This is a genomic window from Variovorax sp. R-27, from assembly GCF_049913215.1.
Taxonomy (GTDB): Bacteria; Pseudomonadota; Gammaproteobacteria; order Burkholderiales; family Burkholderiaceae_C; genus Variovorax.
Window position 1 is genome coordinate 4,734,494 of record NZ_CP183984.1, and the last position, 26,019, is coordinate 4,760,512.

Annotated in this window: 30 protein-coding genes and 3 tRNA genes; 12 read left to right on the forward strand and 21 right to left on the reverse strand. The window is 65.8% G+C overall.

The features are described from left to right. The first annotated feature begins 114 nt into the window (after nt 1-114). Nucleotides 115-960 carry a plasmid replication/partition related protein gene (locus tag ACN9MV_RS22210; RefSeq protein ID WP_426389475.1) on the forward strand — a complete coding sequence of 282 codons (846 nt, stop codon included), beginning with the start codon at nt 115-117 and terminating at the stop codon, nt 958-960. 13 nt (nt 961-973) lie between these two features. Here the strand turns inward: ACN9MV_RS22210 and ACN9MV_RS22215 are convergent, their stop codons facing one another. Further along, nucleotides 974-1,558 (reverse strand): BPSL1445 family SYLF domain-containing lipoprotein, encoded by a 585-nt coding sequence (locus ACN9MV_RS22215; RefSeq protein WP_093051892.1) that lies wholly within the window; start codon nt 1,556-1,558, stop codon nt 974-976. A gap of 235 nt (nt 1,559-1,793) precedes the next feature. Between ACN9MV_RS22215 and ACN9MV_RS22220 the strand changes: the two genes are divergently transcribed. Further along, nucleotides 1,794-2,486 carry a DUF418 domain-containing protein gene (locus tag ACN9MV_RS22220; protein WP_426389477.1) on the forward strand — a complete coding sequence of 231 codons (693 nt, stop codon included), beginning with the start codon at nt 1,794-1,796 and terminating at the stop codon, nt 2,484-2,486. Here ACN9MV_RS22220 and ACN9MV_RS22225 read toward each other — a convergent pair. Then, complete coding sequence (locus tag ACN9MV_RS22225; RefSeq protein WP_426389479.1) at nt 2,470-4,296, reverse strand: bifunctional metallophosphatase/5'-nucleotidase; 1,827 nt, start codon at nt 4,294-4,296, stop codon at nt 2,470-2,472. The genes ACN9MV_RS22220 and ACN9MV_RS22225 overlap by 17 nt on opposite strands. Nucleotides 4,297-4,392: 96 nt before the next feature. After that, nucleotides 4,393-4,866, reverse strand: coding sequence for a hypothetical protein (locus ACN9MV_RS22230; protein WP_426389481.1), 474 nt, complete (start codon nt 4,864-4,866; stop codon nt 4,393-4,395). A gap of 163 nt (nt 4,867-5,029) precedes the next feature. On the opposite strand from ACN9MV_RS22230, the gene ACN9MV_RS22235 reads away from it, so the two are divergent. Further along, complete coding sequence (locus tag ACN9MV_RS22235; protein ID WP_093051663.1) at nt 5,030-5,239, forward strand: hypothetical protein; 210 nt, start codon at nt 5,030-5,032, stop codon at nt 5,237-5,239. Nucleotides 5,240-5,311: 72 nt separating this feature from the next. Here the strand turns inward: ACN9MV_RS22235 and ACN9MV_RS22240 are convergent, their stop codons facing one another. Both ACN9MV_RS22240 and gstA read right to left on the reverse strand, forming a co-directional pair. Continuing rightward, nucleotides 5,312-5,692: an HU family DNA-binding protein gene (locus tag ACN9MV_RS22240; protein WP_426389483.1), complete on the reverse strand. Its 381-nt coding sequence runs from the start codon at nt 5,690-5,692 to the stop codon at nt 5,312-5,314. A 132-nt stretch (nt 5,693-5,824) separates the two neighbouring features. Next, a complete protein-coding gene (gstA, locus tag ACN9MV_RS22245) occupies nt 5,825-6,436 on the reverse strand; it encodes a glutathione transferase GstA (protein WP_426389485.1) in 612 nt (203 codons plus the stop codon). A 112-nt stretch (nt 6,437-6,548) separates the two neighbouring features. Here gstA and ACN9MV_RS22250 point away from each other — a divergent pair, with 112 nt between their 5' ends. Then, entirely contained in the window at nt 6,549-7,490 is a 942-nt protein-coding gene (locus tag ACN9MV_RS22250) for a LysR family transcriptional regulator (protein ID WP_426389487.1), read from the forward strand. Nucleotides 7,491-7,558: 68 nt separating this feature from the next. On the opposite strand, the gene ACN9MV_RS22255 is transcribed toward ACN9MV_RS22250, so the two are convergent. From ACN9MV_RS22255 to folC, 9 genes are all read right to left on the reverse strand, one after another. Then, nucleotides 7,559-7,635: transfer RNA gene (locus tag ACN9MV_RS22255), tRNA-Asp, on the reverse strand. Nucleotides 7,636-7,705: 70 nt separating this feature from the next. Continuing rightward, nucleotides 7,706-7,781, reverse strand: a tRNA-Glu gene (locus tag ACN9MV_RS22260). A gap of 51 nt (nt 7,782-7,832) precedes the next feature. After that, nucleotides 7,833-7,908 (reverse strand) — tRNA-Ala (locus ACN9MV_RS22265). Between the two features lie 36 nt (nt 7,909-7,944). Next, on the reverse strand, nt 7,945-9,333 hold the full coding sequence (gltX, locus tag ACN9MV_RS22270) for a glutamate--tRNA ligase (RefSeq protein ID WP_426389489.1): 1,389 nt from the start codon (nt 9,331-9,333) through the stop codon (nt 7,945-7,947). Nucleotides 9,334-9,340: 7 nt separating this feature from the next. After that, nucleotides 9,341-10,561: an O-succinylhomoserine sulfhydrylase gene (locus ACN9MV_RS22275; protein ID WP_426389490.1), complete on the reverse strand. Its 1,221-nt coding sequence runs from the start codon at nt 10,559-10,561 to the stop codon at nt 9,341-9,343. Nucleotides 10,562-10,572: 11 nt separating this feature from the next. Further along, a complete protein-coding gene (gene purF / locus ACN9MV_RS22280) occupies nt 10,573-12,075 on the reverse strand; it encodes an amidophosphoribosyltransferase (protein ID WP_093051681.1) in 1,503 nt (500 codons plus the stop codon). A gap of 12 nt (nt 12,076-12,087) precedes the next feature. Continuing rightward, nucleotides 12,088-12,573 (reverse strand): CvpA family protein, encoded by a 486-nt coding sequence (locus tag ACN9MV_RS22285; protein ID WP_093051684.1) that lies wholly within the window; start codon nt 12,571-12,573, stop codon nt 12,088-12,090. A gap of 21 nt (nt 12,574-12,594) precedes the next feature. Then, nucleotides 12,595-13,470, reverse strand: coding sequence for an SPOR domain-containing protein (locus tag ACN9MV_RS22290; RefSeq protein ID WP_426389492.1), 876 nt, complete (start codon nt 13,468-13,470; stop codon nt 12,595-12,597). 61 nt (nt 13,471-13,531) lie between these two features. Next, nucleotides 13,532-14,839, reverse strand: coding sequence for a bifunctional tetrahydrofolate synthase/dihydrofolate synthase (gene folC / locus ACN9MV_RS22295; RefSeq protein WP_097198634.1), 1,308 nt, complete (start codon nt 14,837-14,839; stop codon nt 13,532-13,534). A gap of 36 nt (nt 14,840-14,875) precedes the next feature. Here folC and ACN9MV_RS22300 point away from each other — a divergent pair, with 36 nt between their 5' ends. The 4 genes from ACN9MV_RS22300 to argG all read left to right on the forward strand — a co-directional run bounded on the left by ACN9MV_RS22300 (nt 14,876) and on the right by argG (nt 17,688). Further along, nucleotides 14,876-15,229 (forward strand): ArsC family reductase, encoded by a 354-nt coding sequence (locus ACN9MV_RS22300; RefSeq protein WP_097198633.1) that lies wholly within the window; start codon nt 14,876-14,878, stop codon nt 15,227-15,229. A gap of 58 nt (nt 15,230-15,287) precedes the next feature. Further along, nucleotides 15,288-15,872, forward strand: a complete 585-nt coding sequence (locus tag ACN9MV_RS22305) for a hypothetical protein (RefSeq protein ID WP_093051696.1) — start codon at nt 15,288-15,290, stop codon at nt 15,870-15,872. A gap of 125 nt (nt 15,873-15,997) precedes the next feature. Further along, nucleotides 15,998-16,324, forward strand: a complete 327-nt coding sequence (locus ACN9MV_RS22310) for a pyrimidine/purine nucleoside phosphorylase (RefSeq protein WP_093051699.1) — start codon at nt 15,998-16,000, stop codon at nt 16,322-16,324. A gap of 23 nt (nt 16,325-16,347) precedes the next feature. Beyond that, nucleotides 16,348-17,688: an argininosuccinate synthase gene (gene argG / locus ACN9MV_RS22315; RefSeq protein WP_093051703.1), complete on the forward strand. Its 1,341-nt coding sequence runs from the start codon at nt 16,348-16,350 to the stop codon at nt 17,686-17,688. An 81-nt stretch (nt 17,689-17,769) separates the two neighbouring features. On the opposite strand, the gene ACN9MV_RS22320 is transcribed toward argG, so the two are convergent. Beyond that, complete coding sequence (locus tag ACN9MV_RS22320) at nt 17,770-18,612, reverse strand: glycine-rich domain-containing protein (RefSeq protein ID WP_426389496.1); 843 nt, start codon at nt 18,610-18,612, stop codon at nt 17,770-17,772. Between the two features lie 4 nt (nt 18,613-18,616). Further along, nucleotides 18,617-19,669, reverse strand: a complete 1,053-nt coding sequence (gene murB / locus ACN9MV_RS22325) for a UDP-N-acetylmuramate dehydrogenase (RefSeq protein WP_093077901.1) — start codon at nt 19,667-19,669, stop codon at nt 18,617-18,619. A 45-nt stretch (nt 19,670-19,714) separates the two neighbouring features. Here murB and ACN9MV_RS22330 point away from each other — a divergent pair, with 45 nt between their 5' ends. Both ACN9MV_RS22330 and ACN9MV_RS22335 read left to right on the forward strand, forming a co-directional pair. Beyond that, nucleotides 19,715-20,200 carry a YajQ family cyclic di-GMP-binding protein gene (locus ACN9MV_RS22330; protein WP_093051716.1) on the forward strand — a complete coding sequence of 162 codons (486 nt, stop codon included), beginning with the start codon at nt 19,715-19,717 and terminating at the stop codon, nt 20,198-20,200. A 13-nt stretch (nt 20,201-20,213) separates the two neighbouring features. Beyond that, entirely contained in the window at nt 20,214-20,858 is a 645-nt protein-coding gene (locus tag ACN9MV_RS22335; protein WP_093051719.1) for a retropepsin-like aspartic protease family protein, read from the forward strand. 7 nt (nt 20,859-20,865) lie between these two features. Here ACN9MV_RS22335 and ACN9MV_RS22340 read toward each other — a convergent pair whose 3' ends face one another. The 4 genes from ACN9MV_RS22340 to ACN9MV_RS22355 are packed head-to-tail and all read right to left on the reverse strand — an operon-like array spanning nt 20,866 to nt 23,213. Next, complete coding sequence (locus tag ACN9MV_RS22340; RefSeq protein WP_093051722.1) at nt 20,866-21,219, reverse strand: RidA family protein; 354 nt, start codon at nt 21,217-21,219, stop codon at nt 20,866-20,868. A gap of 12 nt (nt 21,220-21,231) precedes the next feature. Next, nucleotides 21,232-21,870 (reverse strand): glycerol-3-phosphate 1-O-acyltransferase PlsY, encoded by a 639-nt coding sequence (gene plsY / locus ACN9MV_RS22345; protein WP_093051725.1) that lies wholly within the window; start codon nt 21,868-21,870, stop codon nt 21,232-21,234. Nucleotides 21,871-21,900: 30 nt separating this feature from the next. After that, the gene (locus ACN9MV_RS22350; RefSeq protein WP_426389500.1) at nt 21,901-22,710 is read right to left on the reverse strand and encodes a DUF6348 family protein; all 810 of its coding nucleotides are present in this window, start codon (nt 22,708-22,710) and stop codon (nt 21,901-21,903) included. Nucleotides 22,711-22,718: 8 nt separating this feature from the next. Next, the gene (locus ACN9MV_RS22355) at nt 22,719-23,213 is read right to left on the reverse strand and encodes an aminoacyl-tRNA deacylase (protein WP_426389502.1); all 495 of its coding nucleotides are present in this window, start codon (nt 23,211-23,213) and stop codon (nt 22,719-22,721) included. Between the two features lie 92 nt (nt 23,214-23,305). Here ACN9MV_RS22355 and ACN9MV_RS22360 point away from each other — a divergent pair, with 92 nt between their 5' ends. After that, a complete protein-coding gene (locus ACN9MV_RS22360) occupies nt 23,306-23,896 on the forward strand; it encodes a hypothetical protein (protein WP_093176874.1) in 591 nt (196 codons plus the stop codon). Nucleotide 23,897: 1 nt separating this feature from the next. On the opposite strand, the gene ACN9MV_RS22365 is transcribed toward ACN9MV_RS22360, so the two are convergent. Continuing rightward, a complete protein-coding gene (locus tag ACN9MV_RS22365) occupies nt 23,898-24,959 on the reverse strand; it encodes an aldo/keto reductase (protein WP_426389504.1) in 1,062 nt (353 codons plus the stop codon). Nucleotides 24,960-25,085: 126 nt separating this feature from the next. Here ACN9MV_RS22365 and ACN9MV_RS22370 point away from each other — a divergent pair, with 126 nt between their 5' ends. Further along, nucleotides 25,086-26,015 (forward strand): alpha/beta fold hydrolase, encoded by a 930-nt coding sequence (locus ACN9MV_RS22370; RefSeq protein WP_093051740.1) that lies wholly within the window; start codon nt 25,086-25,088, stop codon nt 26,013-26,015. Nucleotides 26,016-26,019: the final 4 nt, after the last annotated feature.

Here is a 26,019-nt window from a genome sequence, read left to right on the forward strand (position 1 = left end):
CTCTATAGACGTTTGGATGCACCAAACAGAGACACCCGGACGACGTCTCGAAAGCCGCCGGCCGGGCGCATCTAAAATTCCGCCCCTTTGCCCCGTTCCGCTTCCCGCCCCCTCATGAACATCGTCGTCAACGAAGAACTCAAAGCCTATATCGACCCACTGACGCCGGAGGAACACGAAGCGCTGGAACGCAGCATCCTGGCCGAGGGCTGCCGCGACGCCCTGGTGCTGTGGGGCGACGTGCTGGTGGACGGCCACAACCGCTACGGCATCTGCCAGAAACACGACCTGCCGTTCAAGACGGTGCAGAACACGCGCTTCAAGACCATCGAGGACGTGCATCTCTGGATGATCGACCAGCACCTTGGCCGGCGCAGCATTTCGGATTTCCTGCGCGGCGTGCTCGCGCTGCGGAAGAAGGACATCGTCGACAAGCAGCGCAGCCGCGTCGCTGCTGAGCCAGCCTCGGCGTCCGACGCCCCGTTCGACGTCGATCCCCCCGCCGACGGCTCGCCGGACGACAGTGCGTCAGCCCCCACCCTGCCGCCACCCGCGCCGTTGAGCAGCCGCGAAGCCATCGCCAAGGCCGCACGCCTGAGCAGCAGCCAGGTCGGAATGATCGAAAAGATCCAGAAGCAGGCCGCGCCGGAACTGGTGGCAGCCGTGAAGTCGGGCGTGATTTCGATCAACACCGCAGCTGCCGTGGCCACGCTGCCGGCCGAGGAGCAGGTCTCGGCCGCGAACGCCGGCAAGGACGAGCTCAAGCAGGCCGCCAAGCGCGTGCGCGAGTCGAAGAAGAAGCCGCGTGAGGAGTCCGCCGAAGCGCATTCGGACGACGAACAACAACAAGCCAAGCCGGATGCGGTGCAGGCGCTGGAACAGCGCGTGGCCGAACTCACAGCCGAGAACGAGGCCCTGCGCAAACAAGTGGCCGAGCTGCAGGCCCGGCTCGGCCACTGAGCCCAGCAGCCTGCTACGGCTGGATTTCGCTGATCTTCGCGCCCGACAGCGAGACGCCGGCTTCCAGCCCCACGTTCGTCATCACGAAGCCCACCACGGGCTGGCGCAGCGTGTTGGTGTCGATGCTGCCGTTGGCCCCGATGGTCGCGAGCGCCACAGTGGCGTCAGCGCCCGCTGTCCAGCCCTTGCTGCTGCGGAACTTGTCCAGCGCCGCCTGCGTGGTGAACAGATAGATCACCGCCTTCGATTGCGCACCCGCCTGGAAGCCCACCGACCCGGCGGTGGTGCTGTAGTACGACTGCGTGCGCCCGTTCACGCGCAAGGCGCCCCGGCCGTATTCAGCGCCCACGCCCAAGCTGGCCCCCATCACGGCAGGAAACACCAGCACGCCGCTCGACTTGGCGACCAGCTCGCGTGAACCTCTCACGGAGTCGTACAGCTTGGACAGCGAGGCATCGACCTGGGCGTCGATGGAAGTGCGCGAAGACGCGCTGCTGGACTGATCCTGCGGTCGCGTGGTGGTGCACCCGACAAAGGCCAGGCTGCACGCCGCCACGGCGGACGAAAGCGCCAGCATGCGGAAGTTCATGGTTTTCATGACGGAATCCTTTGCAAAGAACATGAGTCGGCGAAGAAATCTCTGCCTTCGACAGCAGATTTGCTCATGCTAAGCCTGCAAAACCGGCACAAATCGGGTTGGAGACATCGGCCTACGCAAGGTCACGGCATCGGCGAACGGCGGTGCGCCCAGGGCCGGACTGGAGGCGGCCCAAACGCAATGTTCGTGCAATGCAGATTCATAGCATCGCAGCGACCCCACTTTGCGCACTCCCATGACATTCGACCTCGCAAGGCCGTCGCGCCACCCAGGCGCCGGTAGCACCCGCCGCCTTGAACTGCTGGACTCGCTACGCGGCTTCGCGCTGTTCAGCATGCCGCTGTTCAATCTGCGCAGTTCTTCACTACTCGAATTCATCGTGACGTCGATTGCTCTGCTCGCCCTGCTCTTCGGCCTGGGCTTCGCGATGCAGGCGGTGCGGCCTGGGGAGAAGCCCAACTCCATACGGCTGCTCGTTCGACGCATGCTGCAGGAGTCCGTCGCCCACCGGCGGCTCTGGGTTCGCCTGTTGAAGGTGGCGCTCGTCGTGAGCTTGGCCACGACCGCGCCGCTGTTGTGGGACTCCGGCGGCGCGGGTGTCAGGGTGATGCGCCTGCTGCACCAGATCGCACTCGGCCTTTTCTGCATGACGGCCTTCGTGCTGCTGTTCCAGCAGACCCGCTGGCGGCACTGGTTGCGCAAGCTCTCGCCCATGGGGTGCATGGCGCTGACGAACTGGCTCGCGCAGGCACTGCTCGGGCTGGGCCTGTTCTACGCCCTCGGGCCGAGCTTCGGCTTCTTGTTGGGCATCGCCGTGCTGCAGGCGATGCTCAGTTGCTGGTGGCTGGCGCGTTGGTCGTCCCGGCAGGCAGGCCAGCTGAACGCGGCCCGCCCCCTTCGCCAGCAACCGCTCAGGGCAGAACCGTAATGCGGTTCGTCGCCGGTGGTGTCAGCGGGCTGTTCGCCTTGATGTAGGCCTCCAGGGCGTCCACGTCCTGGTCGCCGCCGAGCGTGTCCGTGCCCTGGTTGAAGACGGTGAAGTTGTCACCGCCGGTAGCCAGAAAGCTGTTCATCGTCACGCGGTAGCTGGTGCCGTCGGCCATCGCGGTTCCGTTGAGCGACAAGTTGCTGATGCGCGAGCCAGCGGGCGCCGAAGTGCTGTAGCTGTAGGTGAACCCTGCGGAGGGCAGCAGCACCTTCGGCGCGGCCACGGTGTTGGAGCCGCTGTTGAACTGCTGCTCCAGCACGGCCTTGATCTGCGCGCCGGTCATGGTCTTCACCACCAGGCTGTTGCCGAAAGGCTGCACGGCGAAGATCTGGCCGTAGGTCACGCTGCCGTCGCCGGCGGGCGCGAGGTCGGCGCGCACGCCGCCCGGGTTCATGAAGGCGATCTGCGCGGCGCCCTTGCCGGCCGGGCTGGTCGCTGTCAGCTGTGCGTCGGCTATCAGGTTGCCCAGCACGCTTTCCTTCGACGCGGTCTGCGTGCGCGTGGCCGTTGCGGTGAGCGAGCCCACCACGCGCTGCACCAGCGGTCCGGCGATGGTGAGGTACTGGTTGATGAGCGCAGCCACTTCCTGGTTCTTGTCGAAGGTCGGGTACTGGTCGGTCAGCGCGACGGTGGTGGTGCCGCTGGTGTAGGCCTCACCCTGCACGATCACGTTGTCGGCCGCCTTGGCCGTCACCTTGCGCGTGCGGGTATCGATGGTCAGGTTGATGTCGGTCAGCAGCGTGCCGTACTGGCCGGCGCTGGTCAGCAGGAAGGGCTTGGCCGGGTTGGTCTTGCCGTAGTCGCACACGTACGAGCGGTGCGTGTGACCCGAGATCACGATGTCAACCGAAGTATCGAGCTTGTTGAGGATCGGCAGGATGTCGCCGCTCAGGCCGGCGCAGCTCTTGTCGTTGTAGCCCACGGTGGTGGTGCCGCCTTCATGGATGACGACGACGATGGCGTCCGCGCCCTGCGCCTTCAGCTGCGGGATCAACGCGTTGGCGGTGTCGGCCTCGTCCTTGAAAGTCAGGCCCGCGACGCCGGCAGGCGTCACGATGTTCGGCGTGCCCTTCAGCGTCATGCCGATGAACGCCACCTTCACTGTGGCGCCGTCCTTCGTGAAGGTCTTCATGCCGGTGGCGGGGAACAGCGTGTTGCCGTCGCCCTTCACGGTATTGGCCGCAAGAAAGCCGAAGTTGGCGCCCGGAAAGCTCTTGTTGACGCGGCAGGGTTCGAGCGCGGTGTTCTTCGCGCAGCCGCCGTTCTTCATGCGCAGCAGTTCGGTCTGGCCCTTGTCGAACTCGTGGTTGCCAACCGCGTTGAAATCGATCTTCATCGCGTTCACGGCTTCGATGGTCGACTCGTCGAGGAACAGTGCCGAGACCAGCGGCGAGGCGCCGATCATGTCGCCGGCCGATACCACCGCGTTGTTCGGGTTCTTGGCCTTCAATGAGGCGATGGCCGAGGCCAGGTAGGCCGCGCCACCGGCGGGCACCGGCACCGTGCCGCCGCCCTTGGCAGGCGCACTGATCGACAGCTTCGGCGGCTCGAGGTTGCCGTGCAGGTCGTTGAAGGCGATGAGCTTCACGTCCATGGTGCCAGGCACGGCGGGCGACGCCGGCGGCGGGTTGGTTGCCGCGGGCGGTGGCACGAAAGGAATGAAATTGTTTGAGTTGTCGCTGCCGCCGCAGGCAGTCAGGGTGGCGGCCACCACGCCGGCAACGGCAAGGCGCTTGAACGATGGATGCATGGGAACCTCTCTCCTCTGTTTTGAATGCAGCGGATGCTGGGGACAGCACATGACGGTGCCGTGAAGGCCCCTTGAACCCGCAAGGAGATCGCCCGCTCAGGGCAGGAGCACGAGACGCATCGCAACGCCAGGGCCGAAGGCGGCCTGCAGCAGCGCCTTTGCCTGCACGCTGCGCTCGTCAGTCAGCGATTGCACGGCGAGCCAGCCCTCGGTCGGCCGCCGCTGCAGGTGCCAGCCTTCCTGCCCTAGAAGGATGAGCCGGGCGAGCGATGCGGCATCGGCCACCGGCAGCGCCGCTGGCGTGATGTCGAGCCAGTCGGTCACCTGATCGCTCTCACCACCCAGGCGCGCGGCTGCGCCGTCCGCCAGTGCGTGCTGCGTGGCGACGTCCTGCACCGCGCCCTGCAGCACGATGCCGCCGCCGTGCCAGCGGATTTCTAGCGACGGGGCTGCATCCGCCACGCGAGCCTGCGCATCGCTGCCGGCAGTCAGTCGCCACGCGACGGCTGCCGCCAGGATCGCCAGGCAGGCCACCGACACTGCAACAAGAATTCTGAAACGCTTCGTCATTCGAAGCGCGAGCGTGCCACGCCGCGCGTTACGCCGATGTGACGGGCGCTTCCGATGGACGTTCGCCTACACGCATCGCCGCAGCGCGATACCCCACGAGTCGCCATATCCGATACGCTTGAGGCCCGCCCCCGCATTCCCCAACATCCCGAGGAACGAAACCATGGCAGCGAACGCGAAAGTCACAGGAAATGTCGAATACCGGGCCGGCGACGGCCCCCTGATCCTCATTCCCCAAGGGCCGATAGAGGTCCAGTTGGCGCCCGACAGCGCCGTGCTGAGTTGGGGCGATGGCGGCAGCACGCAGACGACGGCGATTCCCATTGCCGAATACCAGCGCTATCTGAGCGAAGGTGTGATCGAACCCGACTGAAGCGGCGCATAAATGCACCACCAAATAAAAACGGCCCCGAGGGGCCGTTCTTGTTTCTGCAGTCGCAGCTTCTTACTTCTTCTTGGCAGCCACGGCCTTCTTGGCGGGTGCTGCGGCCTTCTTCGCTGCTGCGGGCTTGGCAGTCACTGCCTTGCTGTCGGCCTTGCGCTTTGCAGCCTTCGGGTCCACGGCGGCCTTGAAGGCAGCGCCCGGCACGAACTTCGGCACCTTCTGTGCGGCGATCTTGATCTTGGTGCCGGCGCTGGGGTTGAAGCCCGAGCGTGCGGCGCGCGCCACTTGCTTGAAAGTGCCGAAGCCGACGATCTGGACGGGGTCACCCTTCTTTACTGCGGCGACGATCGAGCCGGTAACGGTCTCGAGAATGCGCGCAGCTTCTGCCTTGCTGACGTTGTGGGCGGTGACGATTTTTTCGACGAGTTCGATGCGGTTCAACTGAGTTCCTATTAGGTTTGATTTCGCCATGTTGCCTATGGCGGCGCAGCACGAATACAAGCTGCAAGCGGGGCGGAGTTTATTCGACTGCGAGAGCCCGGATGTAACGCGGTCGCTTCAGGCCTTCATCGATCAGTCTTCGATGAGGCTTTCGGCCCGCATCGCGGCGCGCACGGAGGGGCGTTTCGCAACCAGTTCCATGTAGTGGCCTATCGCCGGCCATGAGGAAAAATCGAGTCCCGCATGACGGCCGAGGCGCAGGATCGGATAGAGGTACGCATCCGCGACAGTGAAGTGTTCGCCGAGGATGTACGGCCCCGGCTGCACCAGCGATGCGATGCGATCGAAGGCGCGTGTGTCCGCGATCAGGCTGTGCTTGTAGCTTGCCGGCACGTCGGGATCGAACATCGGCGCGAAGCCTTTGTGCAGTTCGGTGGCCACGAAGCTCAGGGCTTCGGCCAGGCGATAGCGGGCCATGGTGCCGGCAGCCGGCGCAAGCCGCGAAGCCGGTGCGAGATCGGCGAGGTATTGCAGCACGGCGAGGCCTTCGGTGAGCACCGCGCCGTCGTCGAATTCGAGCGCGGGCACCTTGCCCATGGGGTTGATCGGCAGATAGCTCTGTCCGGTGGCGGGCAGCGTCTTGGTCTCGAGGTCGACGCGGACCATCTCCGCGGTCAGTCCGGCCTCGCGCAGCACGATGTGCGGGGACAATGAAGAAGCACCGGGGCTGTAGAAGAGTTTCATGATCGGCTCCTGTTGGTGGTCAGACGGGGTTGTGTTGACGTGATCGATGTGCACGCCACAAATGGTGGCCGCGAGGGGCTTCATGAAAAAGCGGGTTGAGGGCACAAGATTGATGAGCCGGACTCACGAGTTGCCAATCTCGGAGGCCGATGCGCGCGTGTTCGTGACCGTGGCCGATGCGGGCAGCTTCACCGCCGCAGCGGCACTGCACGCGATGACGCCATCGGCCGTGAGCAAGGCCATTGGCCGGCTCGAAAGCGATCTCGGCGTGCAGTTGCTGGCGCGCACGACGCGGGCCTTGCATCTGACCGAGGAAGGCATGGCGTTTCACGAGCGTTGTGCGCGGGCCTTCGACCTGCTGGCCGAAGCGGCGGAAGAAGCTGGCGCGGGCACGCGCGCGGTGGCCGGCACGGTGCGCATGGGGTTGCCGCCGCTCTTCGGAACGTTTCTCGTGGCGCCGCTGCTACCAGCACTGCTCGCGCGGCATCCGAAACTGCGCATCGAGATCGTGTCGACCATGCGGCTGTCAGACATCTTCGACCTGGGACTGGATGTCGCGATCGCGGTGGGCGCCCTGCCCGACTCGAGCCTTGTGGCACGGCCGCTTGGATACGGTCAGTTCGTCACCGTTGCGGCACCTGCCTGTTTCAAAGAGATGTCGCGGCCATCACGGCCCGAAGAGCTTCTTGAGCATCGATGCATGGCCTACACGCGGCCAGATGGTCGCGAGGATCCGTGGAATTTCAAGGCGTCGGAAGGCCCGCTGCAGATCGAGCCACGAGCCGCAGTGCGGTCGGACGACATGCACCACCTCGCGGCAATGGCGGTGGCCGGATTGGGCATCGCGCACCTGCCGATGTTCGTTGTGGGCGAGCACCTCGCCAATGGCCGGCTCGAAAGATTGCTGCAAGACTTCGAGCCCGCGCCAAAGCTCGCATCACTGGTCTATCCCGCGAGCCGGGCGATGCCTCGGCGCGTGCGCGCCTTCATCGACTTCCTGCTGTCGAACGAGCAGCAACTCGCAGGCGTGACACGCCCCGAAGCAGCAAGATGAAGTAATTGCGTGGGGAGGCCAGAAAGTGAAAAGCCCTTGCAACTCATTGAGCTGCAAGGGCTTCTGACTGGCGGAGTGGACGGGACTCGAACCCGCGACCCCCGGCGTGACAGGCCGGTATTCTAACCAACTGAACTACCACTCCTGGTAGACAACGTTCGCTCGTTTGACGGAGCCAAGTGTTGCCACTTGTGCCTGCTTCACCGAAGTGAAACTGGCGACCCTACGGGGATTCGAACCCCGGTAGCCACCGTGAAAGGGTGGTGTCCTAGGCCTCTAGACGATAGGGTCAAAACCTTGGACGTGCTGCGATCAGCACTTCATACCTTCTCGACACTTTGATGGTGGAGGTAAACGGGATCGAACCGATGACCTCTTGCATGCCATGCAAGCGCTCTCCCAGCTGAGCTATACCCCCGTGTGGGTGTCGAGCCTCGAATTATAGCCCGATTTTTCAGGCCTTTTTCAATCGCTCGATAACTTTTTCGCGGGAAAAAATTTCGAGCACTGAATCGAGGGACGGTGTCTGCGATGTTCCCATCACAAGCACTCGTACTGGCATCGCTAACACCGGCATTTTCAATGCATGTGTCGCGAGAACTTCTTTGATGATAACTGCGATCGAGGCCTTATCCCAGGCAGCCGTCGTCAATTTTTCTGCGAGCGTTGCGATCGCTGGCTTCACTGCATCAGTGATGTGCTGCGCACGATCGGCATCGCTCACGTTGATGTCCGCATAGAACCCCGCAGCCCAGTCGGCCAATGCCACCGTGGTGTCGCAACGGTCCTTGAACAACGCGCAGATCGCAGGCAAACGCTCGTCGGCCGCAATGCCACGCTTTTGCAACTGTGCTGCAACAAGCGGTGCGAGTTCGTCGCCGCTCTTCGCCTTGATGTACTGCGCGTTGACCCATGCGAGCTTGGCTGCATCCCACTGCGCGGGGCTCTTCGACAGGTGCGAACCGTCGAACCAGCTCACCATCTGTTCGCGCGTGAAGAGCTCGTCGTCGCCGTGGCTCCAGCCGAGGCGCGCGAGGTAATTGAGCATCGCTTCGGGCAGGTAGCCGTTGTCTTCATAGGCCGTGACGCTCACGGCGCCGCGGCGCTTCGACAGCTTCTGCCCGTCGTCGCCGAGGATCACGGGCACATGGCCGAACTCGGGCAACGGTGCGCCGAGCGCACGGAAGATGTTGATCTGCCACGGCGTGTTGTTGATGTGCTCGTCGCCACGGAACACGTGCGTGATGTTCATGTCCCAGTCGTCGACCACCACCGCGAAGTTGTAGGTGGGCACACCGTCAGGCCGCAGGATGATGAGGTCGTCGATCTCGCGGTTGTTGATGGTGATCTCGCCCTTGACGAGGTCGTTCCACGTCACGTCGCCTTCGGGCGGATTGCAGAAGCGCACAACAGGCGGCACGCCTTCGGGCACGGGCGGCAGCACCTTGCCCGGCTCGGGGCGCCAGCGGCGGTCGTACAGCGTCTTTTCGCCGCGTGCGCGTTGCGCCTCGCGCATCTCGTCGAGTTCGGCCGGCGTGCAGTAGCAGTGGTAGGCCGTGCCAGCCGCGAGCATCTGCGCGATCACCTCGCGATACCGCTCCAGGCGCTGCATCTGGTAGATCGGGCCTTCGTCATAGTCGAGGCCGAGCCAGTGCATCGACGCGAGGATCTGGTCGGTCGAGTCCTGCGTGGAGCGGGCCACGTCGGTGTCTTCGATGCGCAGCACGAACTCGCCGCCGTGGTGGCGCGCATAGGCCCACGAATAGAGCGCAGTGCGGGCCGTGCCCAGGTGAAGAAAGCCGGTGGGAGACGGTGCGATGCGGGTGCGAACTTTGCCGGTCATGAATCAATCAGGTTGTCAGGGTGCTCAGGCCGCGCTGCAGGTCGGCCGTGATGTCGTCGATGTACTCGAGGCCGACCGCGAGGCGGATCAGCCCCTGGCTGATGCCTGCGGCCTGGCGCTGCACTTCGGTGAGGCGCCCGTGCGAGGTCGTACCGGGGTGCGTGATGATGGTCTTGGTGTCGCCGAGGTTGGTCGCGATGCTGACCACGCGCGTGCTGTTGATCACGTGGAAGGCATTGGCGCGCGCCGTCTCGGGGTCGTTGCCGACCACGTCGAAGGACACGACCGCCCCGCCCTTCCCCGCCTGCTGGCGCATCGCCAGTTCATGCTGCGGATGCGAAGCGAGCCCCGGGTAATAGACGCGTGCGATGCCCGGCTGCGCTTCGAGCCATTTCGCAACGGCCAGTGCGTTCGCACATTGCGCCTGCATGCGGATGCCCAGCGTTTCCATGCCCTTGAGCACGACCCACGCATTGAACGGCGACAGCGCCATGCCGGCGGTGCGCACCACGGGGCCGAACACGTCGACGATGAGCTTCGATGGCCCGCAGATCGCGCCGGCCATCACTCGGCCCTGCCCGTCGAGGTACTTGGTGCCCGAATGGATGATGAGATCGGCGCCCAGTTCAGTGGGGCGCTGCAGCGCCGGCGTGCAGAAGCAGTTGTCTACGGCCAGGAGCGCGCCCGCGCCGTGCGCGAGATCGGCGAGCGCCCGGATGTCGCACACCTCGGTCAGCGGATTCGTCGGGGTTTCGGCGAACAACAGCTTGGTGCTGGGCTTCAGCGCCGCGCGCCATTCCGCCACGTCGGTCTGCGAGACGAAAGTGGTTTCGACGCCGAACTTGGCGAACTCCTTGCCGAACAGGTTCAGCGTGGAGCCGAACACCGAGCGCGAGCAGATCACATGGTCGCCGGCCTTCAGCAGGCCCATGCACATCATGAGAATCGCGCCCATGCCCGTCGATGCGCCGATGGCGGCCTCGGTGCCTTCGAGCGCTGCAAGGCGCTGCTCGAAGCTCGCCACCGTCGGGTTGGACGTGCGCGAATAAGTGAAGCCCGCTTCGGTGCCCGCAAAGCGGCGCGCCGAGGTTTCGGCATCAGGCTGCACGAAGCCGCTTGTCAGGAACAGCGCCTCGGAGTGCTCGCCGTGCTGGCTCGGCGCCAGCCCGGTGCGCAGCGCGAGCGTGTCGCGATGCAGTCCGGGCGGCAGGGTTCGTTCGTCGGTCACTTCTTGGGCTCTTATTCGCTGTGGTTGGGGAGCGCGAGACGCGAAGAATCTTCTTCGGTCTCTTCGACGCGGGGACGGTTGCCGTTCATGCGCGAGATGGCGTCGGTGTCGATGTCGCCGGTCACGTACACACCGTCGAAGCACGAGGCGTCGAAGCCGTCGAGCTTGGGGTTGAGCGAGCCAATGGCGCGCTTCATGGCGTCGACGTCCTGGTAGATCAGCGCGTCGCAGCCGATCAGTTCGCGGATTTCTTCAATGGTGCGGTCGTGCGCCACCAGTTCGTCCTTGGTCGGCATGTCGATACCGTAGACGTTGGGGTAGCGCACCGGCGGCGCGGCGCTGGCCAGGTAGACCTTGCGGGCGCCGGCGTCGCGCGCCATCTGCACGATTTCGCGGCTGGTGGTGCCGCGCACGATCGAGTCGTCGACCAGCAGCACGTTGCGGCCCTTGAACTCGCTGGCGATCACGTTGAGCTTCTGGCGCACCGACTTCTTGCGCACGCCCTGCCCCGGCATGATGAAAGTGCGGCCGACGTAGCGGTTCTTCACGAAGCCTTCGCGGTAAGGCACGCCCAGCAGGTGCGCGAGCTGCGTGGCGCTCGGCCGGCTCGATTCGGGAATCGGAATGATCACATCGATCTGGTTCGGCGGCACGGTCGACACCACGCGCTTGGCCAGCGTCTCGCCGAGGTTCAGACGCGCCTGGTAGACCGAGATGCCGTCGAGCACCGAGTCCGGACGCGCGAGATACACGAATTCGAAGATGCAGGGGTTTAGCGTCGGCGCTTCGGCGCACTGCATCGAATGCACGTTGCCTTCGAGGTCGATGAACACGGCCTCGCCCGGATTGATGTTGCGCTCGAACACATGGCCCGAACCTTCCAGCGCGACCGATTCGCTCGCCACCATCACTGTGCCGTCGGCGCTGCGGCCCATGCACAGCGGGCGAATGCCGTACGGGTCGCGGAAAGCGAGCAGGCCGTGGCCGGCAATCAGCGACACCACGGCGTACGAGCCGCGCAGGCGCTTGTGCATGTTCTTGACCGCGGCGAACACTTCGGCCGGATGCAGCGGCACGCCGCGCGAGGAGCGCTCGAGTTCGTGCGCCAGCACGTTGAGCAGCACTTCGGAGTCGCTCTCGGTGTTGGTGTGGCGGTGGTCGGTGGAGAACAGCTCCGAACGCAGCGCATGCGCGTTGGTCAGGTTGCCGTTGTGCACGAGCACGATGCCGAACGGCGCGTTCACGTAGAAGGGCTGGGCCTCTTCCTCGCTGTACGCATTGCCGGCGGTCGGGTAGCGCACCTGGCCCAAGCCCACATTGCCCGGCAGCGCACGCATGTTGCGCGTGCGGAACACGTCGCGGACCATGCCCTTGGCCTTGTGCATGAAGAACTTGCGTTCGAGCAAGGTCACGATGCCAGCGGCATCCTGGCCGCGATGCTGCAGGAGCAGCAGCGCGTCATAGAGCAGCTGATTGACGGGTGCGCTGCTGACAACGCCGACGATTCCACACATGAACGATTCCTCTCAGGGCAGGTAGCTTGCCAACTTTTCAGGCAGCGAGGGTTTGAGGCCCTGCAATGCCGCATCGAGAACAATGGCGCTGCGCGACTCGTGCCACCAGGCACTGTCGCTCAACACCAGCAAATGAACAACGACGGCCAGCACGAGCAGGGCCACCGCACCCCGCGCCGCTCCGAACGCTGCTCCCAAAATCCGGTCCACCGGCCGCAGACCCACGACCGTGATCAACTTGCGCGTGAGCGCGGCCACCAAGCCCACGCCGAACACCACCGCCACGAACACCAGCACGAAGGCCAGCGGATAGCGCCACGCCCCCTGCGGATCGCCGAACGGCAGCCATGCCGCCACACCGGAAGCCAGCCACTGGGCTGCAATGAAGGCTGCCACCCAGCCGATCAGCGAAATCACTTCGAACACCAGCCCGCGCATCAGGCCGAACAGCATCGACACCCCGATGAGCGCGACGGCAATCCAGTCGAGCAAGGCCACGGCAACAGCTGGCGACGGCTCTTACAACGTGAGGATCGCGGCCGACAAAGACAAGCCCTTGACCTTCTCCGCCGCGCGGTCGGCCTCGGCACGTGAACCGAAGGGGCCGACACGCACACGCGTGCGTTCGCCGTCGGCAGTCTTCGCCACGTGCACATAGGTCTTGAGGCCGGCTTTTTCGAGCTTCTGGCGCACTTCGCGCGCCTTGTCGGCATCGGCGAAAGCGCCCACCTGCACCACGAAGCGGCCACCTTCATCGGAAACGGCGGGCTTGGCAGCAGTGGTGACGGGCTTGCCTTCGAGCAGCGCACGGGCTCGGGCGCCGTCGTCCGAGGCGGCCGACTTGGGCTTCGCTTCGGGCTTGGGGTCCGGCTTGGCTTCGGGCTTCGGCTTGGGCTCTGGTTTGGGTTCCGGCTTGTGTTCGGGCTTCGGCTCCGGTTTGGGCTCGGGCTTGGGCTTCGGTTCAGGCTTGGGCTCGGCGGCCGCGACGGGCGGCGTGCTGGGCACGGGCTTGCCGGAGTCGATCACCGTGCCGTCGGCGGTCTCGGTGATCATGCCGCCGGACGAGGGCGATGCCGAGGCCACGCGCGAGCTGCTGTTGTCGGGCGCAGCCGGTGCGGTGCTCGTGGCAGGTGCCGGCGTGGCGGGCACGGGCAGCGGCTTGACCTTGTTGCGGTCTGGAATCTCGATGGGAATGTCGACCGACACGGGCCGCGGCTGCGTATCGAACAGCAGCGGGAAACCGATCACGCCAAGCAGCACCAGCACCGCTGCGCCGAGCAGCCGGTGGCGCGCACGCCGACGCATGGTTTCGACACTTTCCGCGGGGACAGCGGCCGGGGCGCTGCGTCCTTCGTTGCCTTGTGGGCCGCGCGTGCGGAACTTGAAAAACGCCATGAAGTTCGATCCCTGAAGGAGTGCAGCGAGGTGGTGCCAGATGGTATGGACAGCCCGACGATCAGCCGCCTGGCAGCAGGTGTTTGGCTTGCAGCCGGGGGGTGCCGTTTTCGAGCACGCCACCCACGGTGAAGAACGATCCGAAGACCACGATTCTATCAGCGGGCCCCGCCTGCTCGATGGCTGCGCGCAACGCTTCCATCGGGCCCGCGTACACGCTGCCCGAGGCATCGGTGCGCGTGTTCTGCGCCTGCCAGCTGGCCAGCAGGTCGGCCGCCTTGGCCGCGCGCGGGGTGGGCAGGTCGGTGAAGTACCAGCGGTCGATCAGCGGCCCGATGCGCGCGAGGATCGGTGCGAGATCCTTGTCGGCCATCACACCGAACACGCCATGCGTGGTGGGGTAGAAGCCCATCGCATCGAGGTTCTCGGCCAGCGCGGCCACGGCATGGGCGTTGTGCGCCACGTCGAGCACCAGCGCCGGTTCGCCCGGCACGATCTGGAAGCGGCCCGGCAACTCGACCATCGCGAGCCCGTTGCGCACGGCCTGCGCCGTGATCGGCAGTTGCGGGCGCAGCGCTTCGAGCGCCGCAAGCACGCCGGCCGCATTGATGAGCTGGTTGGCCCCGCGCAACGCCGGATAGGCCAGCCCGCTGTAGCGCCGCCCACGGCCCGACCAGCCCCACTGCTGCTTGTCGCCCGACACATTGAAGTCGGTTCCGAAGCGCCAGAGGTCGGCGCCGATGGCGTTGGCATGGTCAATCACGCTCTGCGGCGGCATCGGGTCGCTCACGATGGCGGGCTTGCCCGGGCGCAGGATGCCGGCCTTCTCGAAGCCGATGCTTTCGCGGTCGGGTCCGAGGTATTCCATGTGGTCGAGGTCGATGCTGGTGATGACCGCGCAGTCGGTGTCGATGATGTTGACCGCGTCGAGCCGCCCGCCCAGGCCGACTTCGAGGATCGCCACGTCGGGCTTTTCCTCGATCATGCAATGCAGGATGCCGAGCGTGGTGAACTCGAAGTAGGTCAAGGGCATGTCGCCGCGCGCCTTTTCCACTACTTCGAAGCTTGCTATCAGTTTGGAAGCATCGACGGCTTCGCCCTTGAGCCGCAGCCGCTCTTCGAAGCGCACCAGGTGCGGCGAGGTGAATACCGCCGTGCGGTAGCCCGCGTGCGTGAGGATCGATTCGAGCATGGCGCAGGTCGAGCCCTTGCCGTTGGTGCCCGCCACCGTGATGACGGGGCAGCCGAAGCGCAGGCCGAGGCGCTGCGCCATTTCTTTGGCGCGCTCGAGCCCGAGTTCGATGTTCTTGGGATGGAGTTGCTCGGCGCGCGCGAGCCAGTCGTTAAGGGTTTCCATGGAGGCCGGCATTGTCGCCGACCCGCCGCTCGGGGCATCATCGCGGCCATGACAACCCTATACGGCATCCCGAACTGCGACACCGTCAAGCGCGCCCGCGCCTGGCTCGATGAACATGGCGTGGCCTACACCTTCCACGACTTCAAGAAACAGGGCGTGCCCGAAGCCGAGCTCGACCAGTGGCTGAAGAAGCCCGGCTGGGAGGCCCTGGTCAACCGCAAGGGCACCACCTGGCGCAAGCTGGACGACGCCACCCGAGAAGGCGTGGTCGACGCCGGTTCGGCCCGCGCGGTGCTGCTGGCCAACCCCAGCCTGATCAAGCGGCCGGTGGTCAACTGGGGCCCGAAAAAGCCCGTTACGACAGGGTTCGACGCCGAATCCTGGGCTGTCAACGCCGTGTAAACCCCGGAACCCGACCTACAGCCCGGCGTCAAACCGCGATCTGCAGGAGAGACACACCATGAACAAACTTGTTTTTCGCACCCTCGCCGGCATTTCCGTGGCCGGCACGCTGGCCGCGGGCACCGGCGTCGTGCACGCCCAGCAGAACCAGGTGGTCCAGGCCCGGGTGATTTCCGCCACCCCGATCCGCGAAACGACCGGCAGCGACGTGAACTACAACGTCACCTACGAGTACAACGGGCGTCAGTACACCACCCGCATGAACAGCCAGCCCGGCGCGACCATTCCGATCCAGGCCAGCGGCTACGGCGTGACGACCTCGCCGGTGGCGCCGCAGTCGCAGGTGCAGACCTATCCGGTCGAGGCCAACAACGGCGGCTACGCCCCGCAGTCCGGAGGCTCTCCCTGGGACAACGTGGTGCCCGAACCGGGCGTCGTCGTCTCCAACGCCCCCGCCCCGGTCTATCAGCCCGCGCCGGTATATGCCGATCCGGTCTACGTGCAGCCGGCCTATGCGTACCCCTATGCCTATCCTTACGTCTACCCGCCGGTCGGTATCTCGCTGAACCTCGGCTATTCGCGCGGCTGGGGCGGCGGCTACCGTGGCGGCTGGGGTGGCGGATACCGCGGCTGGCACCGCTGAGCCACCGGCCGGCGGCCCAAGCCGCCCGAGCCCCTAAAATCGAGGACTTTTCCAACCCTTGACGGGTGCGCCGCTGGTGCGGTGCGTCCTCGATTTGCCGACCGCCCAGGCGCCGGCGCCACCCAATGACGACGACTACCGACACTCTGAACAGCGCCGCAGTGGCCACCAAGGCCAATGTGTACTTCGACGGCAAATGCGTGAGCCACAGCCTCACGCTCGCAGACGGCACGAAGAAATCGGTCGGCGTGATCCTGCCGTCCACCCTCACCTTCAACACCGGCGCCCCCGAGATCATGGAAGGCACCGCCGGCAGCTGCGAATACCTGCTGTCGGGCACCAGCGAATGGGTGGCCTCGGGCCCCGGGCAGAAGTTCAGCGTGCCGGGCAACTCCACTTTCCAGATCCGCGTGAGCGGCGAGCCCTACAGCTACATCTGCCACTTCGGCTGAACCGCGAACCCGGGAAACCTGACATGTCGACCATCCTCCAAAACGTTCCCGCCGGCCAGAAAGTCGGCATTGCCTTCTCGGGCGGCCTGGACACCAGCGCGGCGCTCCACTGGATGCGCAACAAGGGCGCGATCCCCTACGCCTACACCGCCAACCTCGGCCAGCCCGACGAGCCCGACTACGACGAGATCCCGCGCAAGGCAATGCTCTACGGCGCCGAAAATGCCCGCCTGATCGACTGCCGCGTGCAACTGGCCAACGAAGGCATCGCCGCCCTGCAGGCCGGCGCCTTCCACGTGACCACCGCCGGTGTCACCTACTTCAACACCACGCCGCTGGGCCGCGCCGTCACCGGCACCATGCTGGTGTCGGCCATGAAGGAAGACGACGTCCACATCTGGGGCGACGGCAGCACCTACAAGGGCAACGACATCGAGCGCTTCTACCGCTACGGCCTGCTGACCAACCCCAACCTCAAGATCTACAAGCCCTGGCTCGACCAGGTCTTCATCGACGAGCTGGGTGGCCGCGCCGAAATGTCGGCGTTCATGCAGAAGGCCGGCTTCGCCTACAAGATGTCGGCCGAAAAGGCCTACTCGACCGACTCGAACATGCTCGGCGCCACGCACGAGGCCAAAGACCTCGAGCACCTGAACAGCGGCATCCAGATCGTGCAGCCCATCATGGGCGTGGCCTTCTGGAAGGACGAAGTCGAAGTCAAGCGCGAAACCGTCTCGGTGCGCTTCGAAGAAGGCGTGCCCGTTGCGCTGAACGGCGTTCGCTACGCCAACCTGGTCGACCTGATCCTCGAAGCCAACCGCATCGGCGGCCGCCACGGGCTGGGCATGAGCGACCAGATCGAAAACCGCATCATCGAGGCCAAGAGCCGCGGCATCTACGAGGCCCCCGGCCTCGCGCTGCTGTTCATCGCCTACGAGCGTCTCGTCACCGGCATCCACAACGAAGACACCATCGAGCAGTACCGCGACAACGGCCGCCGCCTCGGCCGCCTGCTGTACCAGGGCCGCTGGTTCGACCCGCAGGCCATCATGCTGCGCGAAACGGCGCAGCGCTGGGTGGCGCGCGCCATTACCGGCGAAGTGACGGTCGAGTTGCGCCGTGGCAACGACTATTCGATCTTGAATACCGAATCGGCCAACCTGACGTACAAGCCCGAGCGCCTGAGCATGGAAAAGGTCGAGGGCGCGTTCACGCCGCTGGACCGCATCGGCCAGCTCACGATGCGCAACCTCGACATCGTCGACACGCGCGAGAAGCTCGCGATCTACACCCGGGTCGGTCTGCTGTCGTCGGGCGAAGGCGCTTCGCTGCCGAAGCTGGCCAACGACGGCGACGCGAGCTGATCGCCGCTCTCTGCCTCCCCTGCGAGGCAGAAACGACAACGGGCCCCTCGAGGCCCGTTTTTCATTGGTGCGCTGCGAGCGTCAGTCCCCGCCACCTCCACCGCAGCCGCCGCCACACCCGCCACCGCCGTCGGACGAGCCGCCCCCATCGCCGGAGCCGCCGTCACCGCCACCACTCGACGACTCGCTGCCGCCGAACCCGCCGGCATCACCCGCGCTTCCACCATCCGACGAAGACGATTCCCCGAAGCTGGTGCCGCACTGGGCGTCCGAGCCGATGTACCGCTCGACCGCCCGGCAGTCGGGCACGTAGTGAAAGCCGCCGTCGATCGCGAACTTGACGTCCAGCGCGAACAGCAGCGGCAGGCGCGCCGGCTTGCGCGGATCGATGCTTTCTTCCTTGCAGGCCCAGTACCAGGTGCGGCGCAGGCCGTCGTTGCGCCGGGCATCCTTGCCCAGCACCTCGGCCGGGCTGTGGTGCAGCATGCCGCCGAAGGCCGCCTTGCACCAGTTCTGGTAGCCCTGCGTGTGCAGGATGAACTCGTGCCAGGCCGTGTCGACCACCTTCGAAGGCATCGCCACGAACTTGCGCTCGCTGCGCAGGTGCGCCATGAAAAACTGGCGCAGGCCGCGCAGCACCAGTTCGGCGTCGCGCCGGCTGAGCTGCGGATGCGCCTCGCACAGCTTGCCGACGAGGAAGGGCGGCAGCCGCGCTTCACGGATGAACTGGCGCCGCAAGCTGGTTTCGAGGAACTTGAGCACCGCCGAAAACAGCAGCGCCACCACAATCACGGCCACCACCGAGCCCCAGCGGCGCGAGCCCAGAAACAACGCGAGCAACGCAATGAGCGGCACCGCCCGCCGGGCCCATAGCAGCGCGCCGATGCGGCGGCGGAAATTCAGGTGCAGGAAGTCGAGATCCATGCCGTCAGACCACCACCGGCTCCGGCTCCAGCCGGATGCCGAAGCGCTCGTACACGCTGGTCTGGATGGCCTTGGCCAGGGTCATCACCTCGCCGCCGGTCACCGGGTTCTCGCGGCCGCCGCGGTTGACCAGCACCAGCGCCTGCCGCTCGTACACGCCAGCATTGCCCACCGACTTGCCCTTCCAGCCGCAGGCATCGATGAGCCAGCCGGCCGCCAGCTTGATGCTGCCGTCGTCCATCGGGTAGTGAACGATCTTGGGGTCGCGCGCGATGATGTCCGCGCATTGCTCGGGCGTGACGGTCGGGTTCTTGAAGAAACTGCCGGCGTTGCCCAGCACGCGCCAGTCGGGCAGCTTCGCGCGGCGAATAGCGCAGATCCAGTCGAAGACGTCTTGAGCGCTCGGCGTGAAGTTGCCGGTTTCTTCCATCTTGCGTTCGAGGTCGAGGTAACCGACCACGGCCTTCCACGGCTTGGGCAGGCGAAAGCGCACCCGGGTGATCACCGCCCTGCCCGCCAGGCCGAAGTCGTTCGGGCCGCTGCGCACGTGCTTGAACACCGAATCGCGATAGCCGAAGGCGCATTGGGCGGCATCGAGCGTGAAGCTGCGGCCGGTTTCCAGGTCGAAGGCGTCGAGCGAATCGAAGCGGTCTTGCAACTCGACCCCGTAGGCGCCGATGTTCTGCACCGGAGAGCCGCCCACCGTGCCCGGAATGAGAGCCAGGTTTTCCAGCCCCGGGTAGCCGTTGCGCACCATCCACTCGACGGCGTCGTGCCAGATCTCGCCGGCACCGGCCTCGACGATCCAGGCGCGCGGCGTTTCTTCCACCAGCCGCAGGCCCTTGATCTCGATCTTCAGCACCAGCGGCTTGACGTCGCCCGTGAGCACGATGTTGCTGCCGCCGCCCAGCACGAACCGGGGCGCGTCGCGCCATGCCGGATCGGCGCGCAGCGCGACCAGGTCGGCCTCGCCCGCAATGCGCGCCAGATGCTGCGCACGCGCGACGATGCCGAAGCTGTTGTAGGGCTGCAGCGGGACGTTGGACTCCACGATCATGGGAGAATTGTCGCATCCAGCACCAGTGAATTCAGGAGAGAGTCCATGCCGTCCTTCGATACCGTCTGCGAGCCCAACCTGCCCGAGGTGAAGAACGCGGTCGAGAACACCGCCAAGGAAATCGGAACGCGCTTCGATTTCAAGGGCACGGCCGCCGCCGTCGAGCTCAAGGACAAGGAGATCACCATGATCGGCGACGCCGAGTTCCAGCTCGTGCAGGTGGAAGACATCCTGCGCAGCAAGCTCACCAAGCGCAGCGTCGACGTGCGTTTCCTCGACAAGGGCGACGTCCAGAAGATGGGCGGCGACAAGGTCAAGCAGGTCATCAAGGTCAAGAGCGGCATCGAAAGCGAGCAGGCCAAGAAGATCACCCGCATCGTCAAGGACAGCAAGCTCAAGGTGCAGGCAGCCATCCAGGGCGACGCGGTGCGCATCACCGGCGCCAAGCGCGACGATCTGCAAGCCGCCATGGCACTCATCAAGAAGGACGTGCCGGACATGCCGCTCACGTTCAACAACTTCCGCGACTGAGCGGGCTCCCTTCATGAAAGCCCTCGTCGTCGCAGCGCAGCTGCTGGCTGCCGCTGCAGTGGCGCATGCCGCCGGCTCGGTCACCCTGACCGGCAGCATCGGTAGCCGCGCGATCCTGATCGTGAACGGCAACCCGCCCAAGACCGTGGCGGTCGGCGAGAGCTACCAGGGCGTGAAACTGCTCTCGCTGCAGGCCGAACAGGCCGTGGTCGAACTCGACGGCAAGCGCGTCAGCCTGCGCATGGACACGCCGGTCAGCATCGGCGGCGGTGGCAGCTCAGGCGGGGGCGGAAACCGTGTCGTGCTGTCGGCCGACAGCCGCGGGCATTTCATGACGCAAGGCGCCATAAACGGCCGGCCGGTCACGTTCATGCTCGACACGGGTGCGACGTCGATCGCGCTCTCGGCCGACGACGCCCAGCGCATCGGGCTCGACTACAGCAAGGGCCAGCGCGTCATGATGAACACCGCCAACGGCACGACTTCGGGCTACAAGCTGCGGCTGCAGTCGGTGCGCGTGGGCGACGTCGAGGTCTACGACATCGACGCCATCGTCTCGCCGCAGGCCATGCCCTTCGTGCTGCTGGGCAACAGCTTCATCAATCGCTTCTCGATGCGGCGCGACGCGGACCAGATGGTCCTCGAAAAACGCTATTGATTGAGCGTCAGGCCTGCGCGGCCGTCACCACGATCTCGATCTTGTAGGCCGCATTGGCCATCTTGGCCTGCACGGTGGCGCGCGGCGGCGTGTTGCCGGCCGGAATCCAGGCGTCCCACACCTCGTTCATCGCCGTGATGTCGGTGATGTCCGCCAGGAAGATCTGCGTCATGAGAATGCGCGACTTGTCGCTGCCGGCCTCGGCCAGCAGGCGATCGACCATGCCCAGCACCTGCGTAGTCTGGCCGCGGATGTCCTGCGAGGTGTCGTCAGGCACCTGGCCCGCGAGGTAGATGGTGCCGTTGTGCACGGCCGTCTCCGAGAGACGGGGGCCGACGTGGAAGCGGGTGATGGAGGCCATGGTGTTCTTTCTTCAGTCCTGTTTCTTCTTGGAGCCGAGCTTCGACTCCGTGCCGGCCGCGAGCCGGCGGATGTTTTCGCGGTGCCGCCAGATCAGCAGCAGGCTCATGACGATGAGCGCGATCAGCACTGTGCGGTCGAGCGGCCACGCGATGCCGCCGCCGATCAGATAGTAGGCCGGTGCGAAGAAGGCCGCCACCAGCGAAGACAGCGACGAGTAGCGGAAGAAGACGGCGATGATCAGCCAGGTGGCGCCGGTGGCCAGCCCCAGCCAGGGCGCGACGCCCACCAGCACGCCTGCCGCCGTAGCCACGCCCTTGCCGCCCTGGAAGCCGAAGAACACCGGATACAGGTGGCCAAGAAACGCTGCCAGGCCGGCCAGGGCGGCAACGCCCTCTCCCAGCCCCCACTGCGCGCCGAACCGGTGAATCAGGAACACCGGCACCCAGCCCTTGATAGCGTCGAGCAGCAGCGTGGCCAGCGCCGCACCTTTATTACCCGAGCGCAGCACATTGGTGGCGCCGGGATTCTTGCTGCCGTAGCTGCGCGGATCGGCCATGCCGAGCGCCTTGCTCACGATGACCGCGAAGGACAGCGAGCCGATCAGGTACGACGCCACGATGGCGATGAGGGAAGGCAAGTTGAAACTCAAGACGGCACTCCGCGGGGGATGGTTGTTGTTCTATTCGGCGACACACGCCTGGGGCGGCGATTGGATCACAACATACTGCTTGCGAAACTCGAAGCCGCGGTCGGGCCACTGTGTCACATAGGCGCGCAGGGCCTCGGCGCCGGCGGACCAGTCCTCGCCGTTGACACGGCAGTCGGCCTGCACCTGGCCCTCGGCGTCGCGCACGGCATAGAGGCGCACGGCGTGGAGACTGTCCGATTCGATCTGCGGCTTGAAGGCGTCCCAGGTATTGGTGAACAGGCAGCAGGGGCAGAACGGGTGCTCTTCCTCAACCTCGGCCGCCGGCAGCGCCGCCCGGTGAGCCACGGGGCCGAACAGCACGCGCCGCTGCCGCCCCTCCTTCCAGCTCATGTCCATCGACGTGCAGTGGGCGAGTTCACCGCCCAGCGCATCCTGGAACACAACCAGATCGACCTGCGCCCACAGGTCGAACCCGCGGGTCAGGGCCTGCCCGGTGGTTTCGCCGCCCGAATGCTGGTACTCGAAGACGCCCTGCGGCAAGAGTCCGGCATGGGCCACCTCGATGGTGCTGGAGGTGCGTACGCTGCCGTCCTCGGCGCGCGAGTAGCTCAGGATCTGCGGCAGCAGCCAGAGTCCGTCGGACAGCGTGACCCAGCCATCGCGTGCGAGCGCGGCGGCCTGGCCGCGCGCCAGCAGTGCGTCGCGCAGCAACGCCGACAGGTCGAGCGATTCGGTCCATTCGCGCTCGTCGTTGCGAAAGGCAAGTGCGAACGCCGTGCCCTGGCCCGGGTTGCCAGCGGCTCGCAGGGGAAAGAAGTCGGAAGACGAGGATGTCGGCATGGCGCCGGCTATTCTGCCAGCGCACATTGCACGGGCTTCGCGCCCAGCAGCGCCACGCACACCTGCGGATCGATGCCGATCAGGTAGCCACGGCGCCCGCCGTTGAGCACGATCCTCGGCAGTTCGAGGATGGTCGATTCCACATACACCGGCATCTCGCGCCGCGTGCCGAACGGCGAAGTGCCGCCCACCATGTACCCGCTGTGCCGCTGCGCCACTTCGGGCTTGCACGGCTCGACCGACTTGGCGCCGATCTGCCGCGCGAGGTTCTTGGTCGACACCGTGCGGTTGCCGTGCATCAGCACGATCAGCGGCTTGGCGTCCTGGTCCTGCATGACCAGCGTCTTGATGACGGTGAACGGGTCGAGCCCGAGCATCTCGGCGCCGCGCTGCGCACCGCCGTGCTCGACGTACTCATAGGGGTGCTCGGTGAAGGTGATCTTGTGCGCGCGCAGCAACTGGGTGGCGGGCGTCTCGGAGGTGTGAGTGCTTTTCTTGGCCATCTCGGTGGCAACTGCGGGTTCAGGATCGCTTCAGAAAACCTGGTGTTCCACGGCAAAAAATCTGCCGTACTACATTGAATTCCGTTCCAGCCATGCAGCATACGCCAGCCCCGGTGGCCACGGCTTCGTTCTACCTCGGGCTGGTGCTGGCCGTGGTGGCGATGCACGCGGCGGTGCTCTGGCTGCTGCTGGTCGCCACGCAGCCGCACGGCCGCGAGACCGCCCCGGTGAAGCGAATGGTCATGGAGGTGGTGCAGGTCGAAGCCCCAGTGAAGGCCGTGCCTCCCGCACCGCGGGAAGCGGCGCCGCAAACCACGACTGCGACCACACGCGCGACAACCACGCGCATGCCCCGAACTGCTCGCGGCAAGGCGATCACCGTCCCCGCTACGCCAGCCACACAGCCGCCGCAAGCCACGACAACCCCCGCGCCGCTGATCCTTCATTCGGAAAGCACCCGCCGCGCCCTGCGCGACATCGGCCGCGAGCGCTCATTCGCGGAACGCGCCGGCCAGAACCTCAACGGCACCCCGCGCTCAGCCTTTGATTCCAGGTTGAGCGCAGGCGTCGCAAGCGCTGCACACGGCGACTGCATGAAGGGCCAGTTCAAAGGCGGCAACATGGGCCTGCTGAGCCTGCCAGCCCTCGCCCTGGCCGCCGCCCAGGGCGAATGTGGCCGTTGAATTACGCAGCAGGGTCGCGAATCTCCCAGCGGATCTTGTCGATCTCCGCCAGGATTTCCGCCGACAGCGTGGTGCCGTACACGTCCAGGTCTTCTTCCAGCTGCGCCACCGAGGTCACGCCGATGATCGTGCTCGCCACCTGCCACTTCGTGTAGCAGAAGGCCAGCGCCAGCTGCGTCGGCGTCAGGTCGTTGTCGCGGGCCAGCTGGTTGTAGCGCTTGGCCGCGCGCAGCGAATCGGGACGACCCCAACGCTGCTTGCGCACCGATTCATAGCTCGAAATCCGTGCGCCCTTCGGCGCATCCGGCCCTTCGATGCCGCCCTGGTCGTACTTGCCCGTCAGCAGGCCGAAGGCCAGCGGCGAATACGCCAGCAGCGACACGCCCAGCCGGTGCATCGTCTCGTCCAGCGCGTTCTCATGGCCGCGGCTGATGAGGCTGTACACGTTCTGCACCGTCGCCACGCGCGGCAGCCCGTGCTGTTCGGCCAGCCGCACGAACTCGTGCACGCCGTACGGCGTTTCGTTCGACAGGCCGATCGCGCGCACCTTGCCCGCCTTCACCAGCTTGCCCAGCGCTTCGAGCTGCTCGTGGATCGGCGTCTTCGAGGTTTCCTTCGCCGGGTCGTAATACATGTTGCCGAACAGCGGCACGTGGCGCTCCGGCCAGTGGATCTGGTAGAGGTCGATGACGTCCGTGCGCAGCCGCTTCAGGCTGGCGTTGCACGAGGCTTCGATGTCGGCCGCCGTCATGCCGCTGCCTTCGCGCACCCAGGGCATGCCGCGCGACGGGCCGGCCACCTTGGTCGCGACCACCAGCTTCTCGCGCGCACCGGGGTTGGCGGCGAACCAGTTGCCGATGATGGTCTCGGTGACGCTGTAGGTTTCCTTGCGCGTGGGCACCGAGTACATCTCGGCGGTGTCGATGAAGTCGACGCCGCGCTCGAGCGAGCGGCTCAGGATGGCGTGGGAGGTGGGCTCGTCGACCTGTTCGCCGAAGGTCATCGTGCCAAGGCAGATCGGGGTGACGTGCAGGTCGCTTTGACCGAGTTGGATCTTTTTCATGCGCGGGATGCTACCGCCCCGCCCCACAGCCTGCTGACCGCCCCATCAAAACCCGAGCAATCCGCGCCCGCCCGCTGTCCTGTGCCGGACTGCGTCAGCACAAAGGCCTCTTTATCATCGACGCCCATGTACCAAGCCCTCCGCCCCTCCCGCAGCGAATTCGTGCCCGTGCGCAACCTCAGCTACCACGTGCGCCTCTGGGGCCAGCCCTCCGACGAGCGCCCGCCGCTCGTGCTGGTGCATGGCTGGATGGACGTGGCCGCATCGTGGCAGTTCGTGGTCGATGCGATGGAGGAAGACCGCTTCATCATCGCCCCCGACTGGCGCGGCTTCGGCCTGACCGACGGCGGCGGCGTCGACAACTACTGGCTCGCCGACTACTTGGCCGACCTCGAATGGCTGCTCGACCACTACGCAGGCGAAGACGACAGCGCCCGGCAGGTCGACCTCGTCGGCCACAGCATGGGCGGCAACGTCGTCATGCACTACGCCGGCGTGCGGCCCCAGCGCATCCGCCGCTTGGTCAATCTCGAAGGCTTCGGCATGCCCGCGCGCAAGCCCGATGAAGCGCCCGCGCGCTACGGCCAGTGGATCGACGAGCTCAAGCGCCTGCATCGCGGCGAGATGGCGCTGGCTGGCTATTCGGCCGTGGACGGCGTGGCGCGCCGCCTCATGAAGACCAACCCCCGCCTCACGCCCGACAAGGCCAACTGGCTGGCCAGCCACTGGTCGGTGAACCACGCCCAGCCCGACGGCAGCGAACGCTGGCAGATCCTCGGCGAGGCGGCGCACAAGATCGTCAACGCACACATCTTCCGCGTCGACGAAACGCTGGCGCTCTACGCGCGCATCACCGCTCCGTTGCTGATGGTCGAGGCATCCGACGACAGCCTGAAAGGCTGGTGGAAGAACCGCTACACGCTCGACGAATTCCACGAGCGCCTGAGGTCGGTTGCCAACAGCCGCATCGAGCGCCTCGAAGACGCCGGTCACATGCTGCACCACGACCAGCCGCAGCGTGTGGCGCGGATGATCGAGGAATTCCTCGCGAACTGAGCCG

Excerpts from the sequence above, each read along its gene's own strand:
- ACN9MV_RS22210 (WP_426389475.1), top strand. The coding sequence starts at position 115 with ATGAACATCGTCGTCAACGAAGAACTCAAAGCCTATATCGACCCACTG.
- ACN9MV_RS22215 (WP_093051892.1), bottom strand. The coding sequence starts at position 1,558 with ATGAAAACCATGAACTTCCGCATGCTGGCGCTTTCGTCCGCCGTGGCG.
- ACN9MV_RS22220 (WP_426389477.1), top strand. The coding sequence starts at position 1,794 with ATGACATTCGACCTCGCAAGGCCGTCGCGCCACCCAGGCGCCGGTAGC.
- ACN9MV_RS22225 (WP_426389479.1), bottom strand. The coding sequence starts at position 4,296 with ATGCATCCATCGTTCAAGCGCCTTGCCGTTGCCGGCGTGGTGGCCGCC.
- ACN9MV_RS22230 (WP_426389481.1), bottom strand. The coding sequence starts at position 4,866 with ATGACGAAGCGTTTCAGAATTCTTGTTGCAGTGTCGGTGGCCTGCCTG.
- ACN9MV_RS22235 (WP_093051663.1), top strand. The coding sequence starts at position 5,030 with ATGGCAGCGAACGCGAAAGTCACAGGAAATGTCGAATACCGGGCCGGC.
- gstA (WP_426389485.1), bottom strand. The coding sequence starts at position 6,436 with ATGAAACTCTTCTACAGCCCCGGTGCTTCTTCATTGTCCCCGCACATC.
- ACN9MV_RS22250 (WP_426389487.1), top strand. The coding sequence starts at position 6,549 with ATGAGCCGGACTCACGAGTTGCCAATCTCGGAGGCCGATGCGCGCGTG.
- gltX (WP_426389489.1), bottom strand. The coding sequence starts at position 9,333 with ATGACCGGCAAAGTTCGCACCCGCATCGCACCGTCTCCCACCGGCTTT.
- purF (WP_093051681.1), bottom strand. The coding sequence starts at position 12,075 with ATGTGTGGAATCGTCGGCGTTGTCAGCAGCGCACCCGTCAATCAGCTG.
- ACN9MV_RS22290 (WP_426389492.1), bottom strand. The coding sequence starts at position 13,470 with ATGGCGTTTTTCAAGTTCCGCACGCGCGGCCCACAAGGCAACGAAGGA.
- folC (WP_097198634.1), bottom strand. The coding sequence starts at position 14,839 with ATGCCGGCCTCCATGGAAACCCTTAACGACTGGCTCGCGCGCGCCGAG.
- ACN9MV_RS22300 (WP_097198633.1), top strand. The coding sequence starts at position 14,876 with ATGACAACCCTATACGGCATCCCGAACTGCGACACCGTCAAGCGCGCC.
- ACN9MV_RS22305 (WP_093051696.1), top strand. The coding sequence starts at position 15,288 with ATGAACAAACTTGTTTTTCGCACCCTCGCCGGCATTTCCGTGGCCGGC.
- ACN9MV_RS22310 (WP_093051699.1), top strand. The coding sequence starts at position 15,998 with ATGACGACGACTACCGACACTCTGAACAGCGCCGCAGTGGCCACCAAG.
- argG (WP_093051703.1), top strand. The coding sequence starts at position 16,348 with ATGTCGACCATCCTCCAAAACGTTCCCGCCGGCCAGAAAGTCGGCATT.
- ACN9MV_RS22320 (WP_426389496.1), bottom strand. The coding sequence starts at position 18,612 with ATGGATCTCGACTTCCTGCACCTGAATTTCCGCCGCCGCATCGGCGCG.
- murB (WP_093077901.1), bottom strand. The coding sequence starts at position 19,669 with ATGATCGTGGAGTCCAACGTCCCGCTGCAGCCCTACAACAGCTTCGGC.
- ACN9MV_RS22330 (WP_093051716.1), top strand. The coding sequence starts at position 19,715 with ATGCCGTCCTTCGATACCGTCTGCGAGCCCAACCTGCCCGAGGTGAAG.
- ACN9MV_RS22335 (WP_093051719.1), top strand. The coding sequence starts at position 20,214 with ATGAAAGCCCTCGTCGTCGCAGCGCAGCTGCTGGCTGCCGCTGCAGTG.
- ACN9MV_RS22340 (WP_093051722.1), bottom strand. The coding sequence starts at position 21,219 with ATGGCCTCCATCACCCGCTTCCACGTCGGCCCCCGTCTCTCGGAGACG.
- ACN9MV_RS22350 (WP_426389500.1), bottom strand. The coding sequence starts at position 22,710 with ATGCCGACATCCTCGTCTTCCGACTTCTTTCCCCTGCGAGCCGCTGGC.
- ACN9MV_RS22355 (WP_426389502.1), bottom strand. The coding sequence starts at position 23,213 with ATGGCCAAGAAAAGCACTCACACCTCCGAGACGCCCGCCACCCAGTTG.
- ACN9MV_RS22360 (WP_093176874.1), top strand. The coding sequence starts at position 23,306 with ATGCAGCATACGCCAGCCCCGGTGGCCACGGCTTCGTTCTACCTCGGG.
- ACN9MV_RS22365 (WP_426389504.1), bottom strand. The coding sequence starts at position 24,959 with ATGAAAAAGATCCAACTCGGTCAAAGCGACCTGCACGTCACCCCGATC.
- ACN9MV_RS22370 (WP_093051740.1), top strand. The coding sequence starts at position 25,086 with ATGTACCAAGCCCTCCGCCCCTCCCGCAGCGAATTCGTGCCCGTGCGC.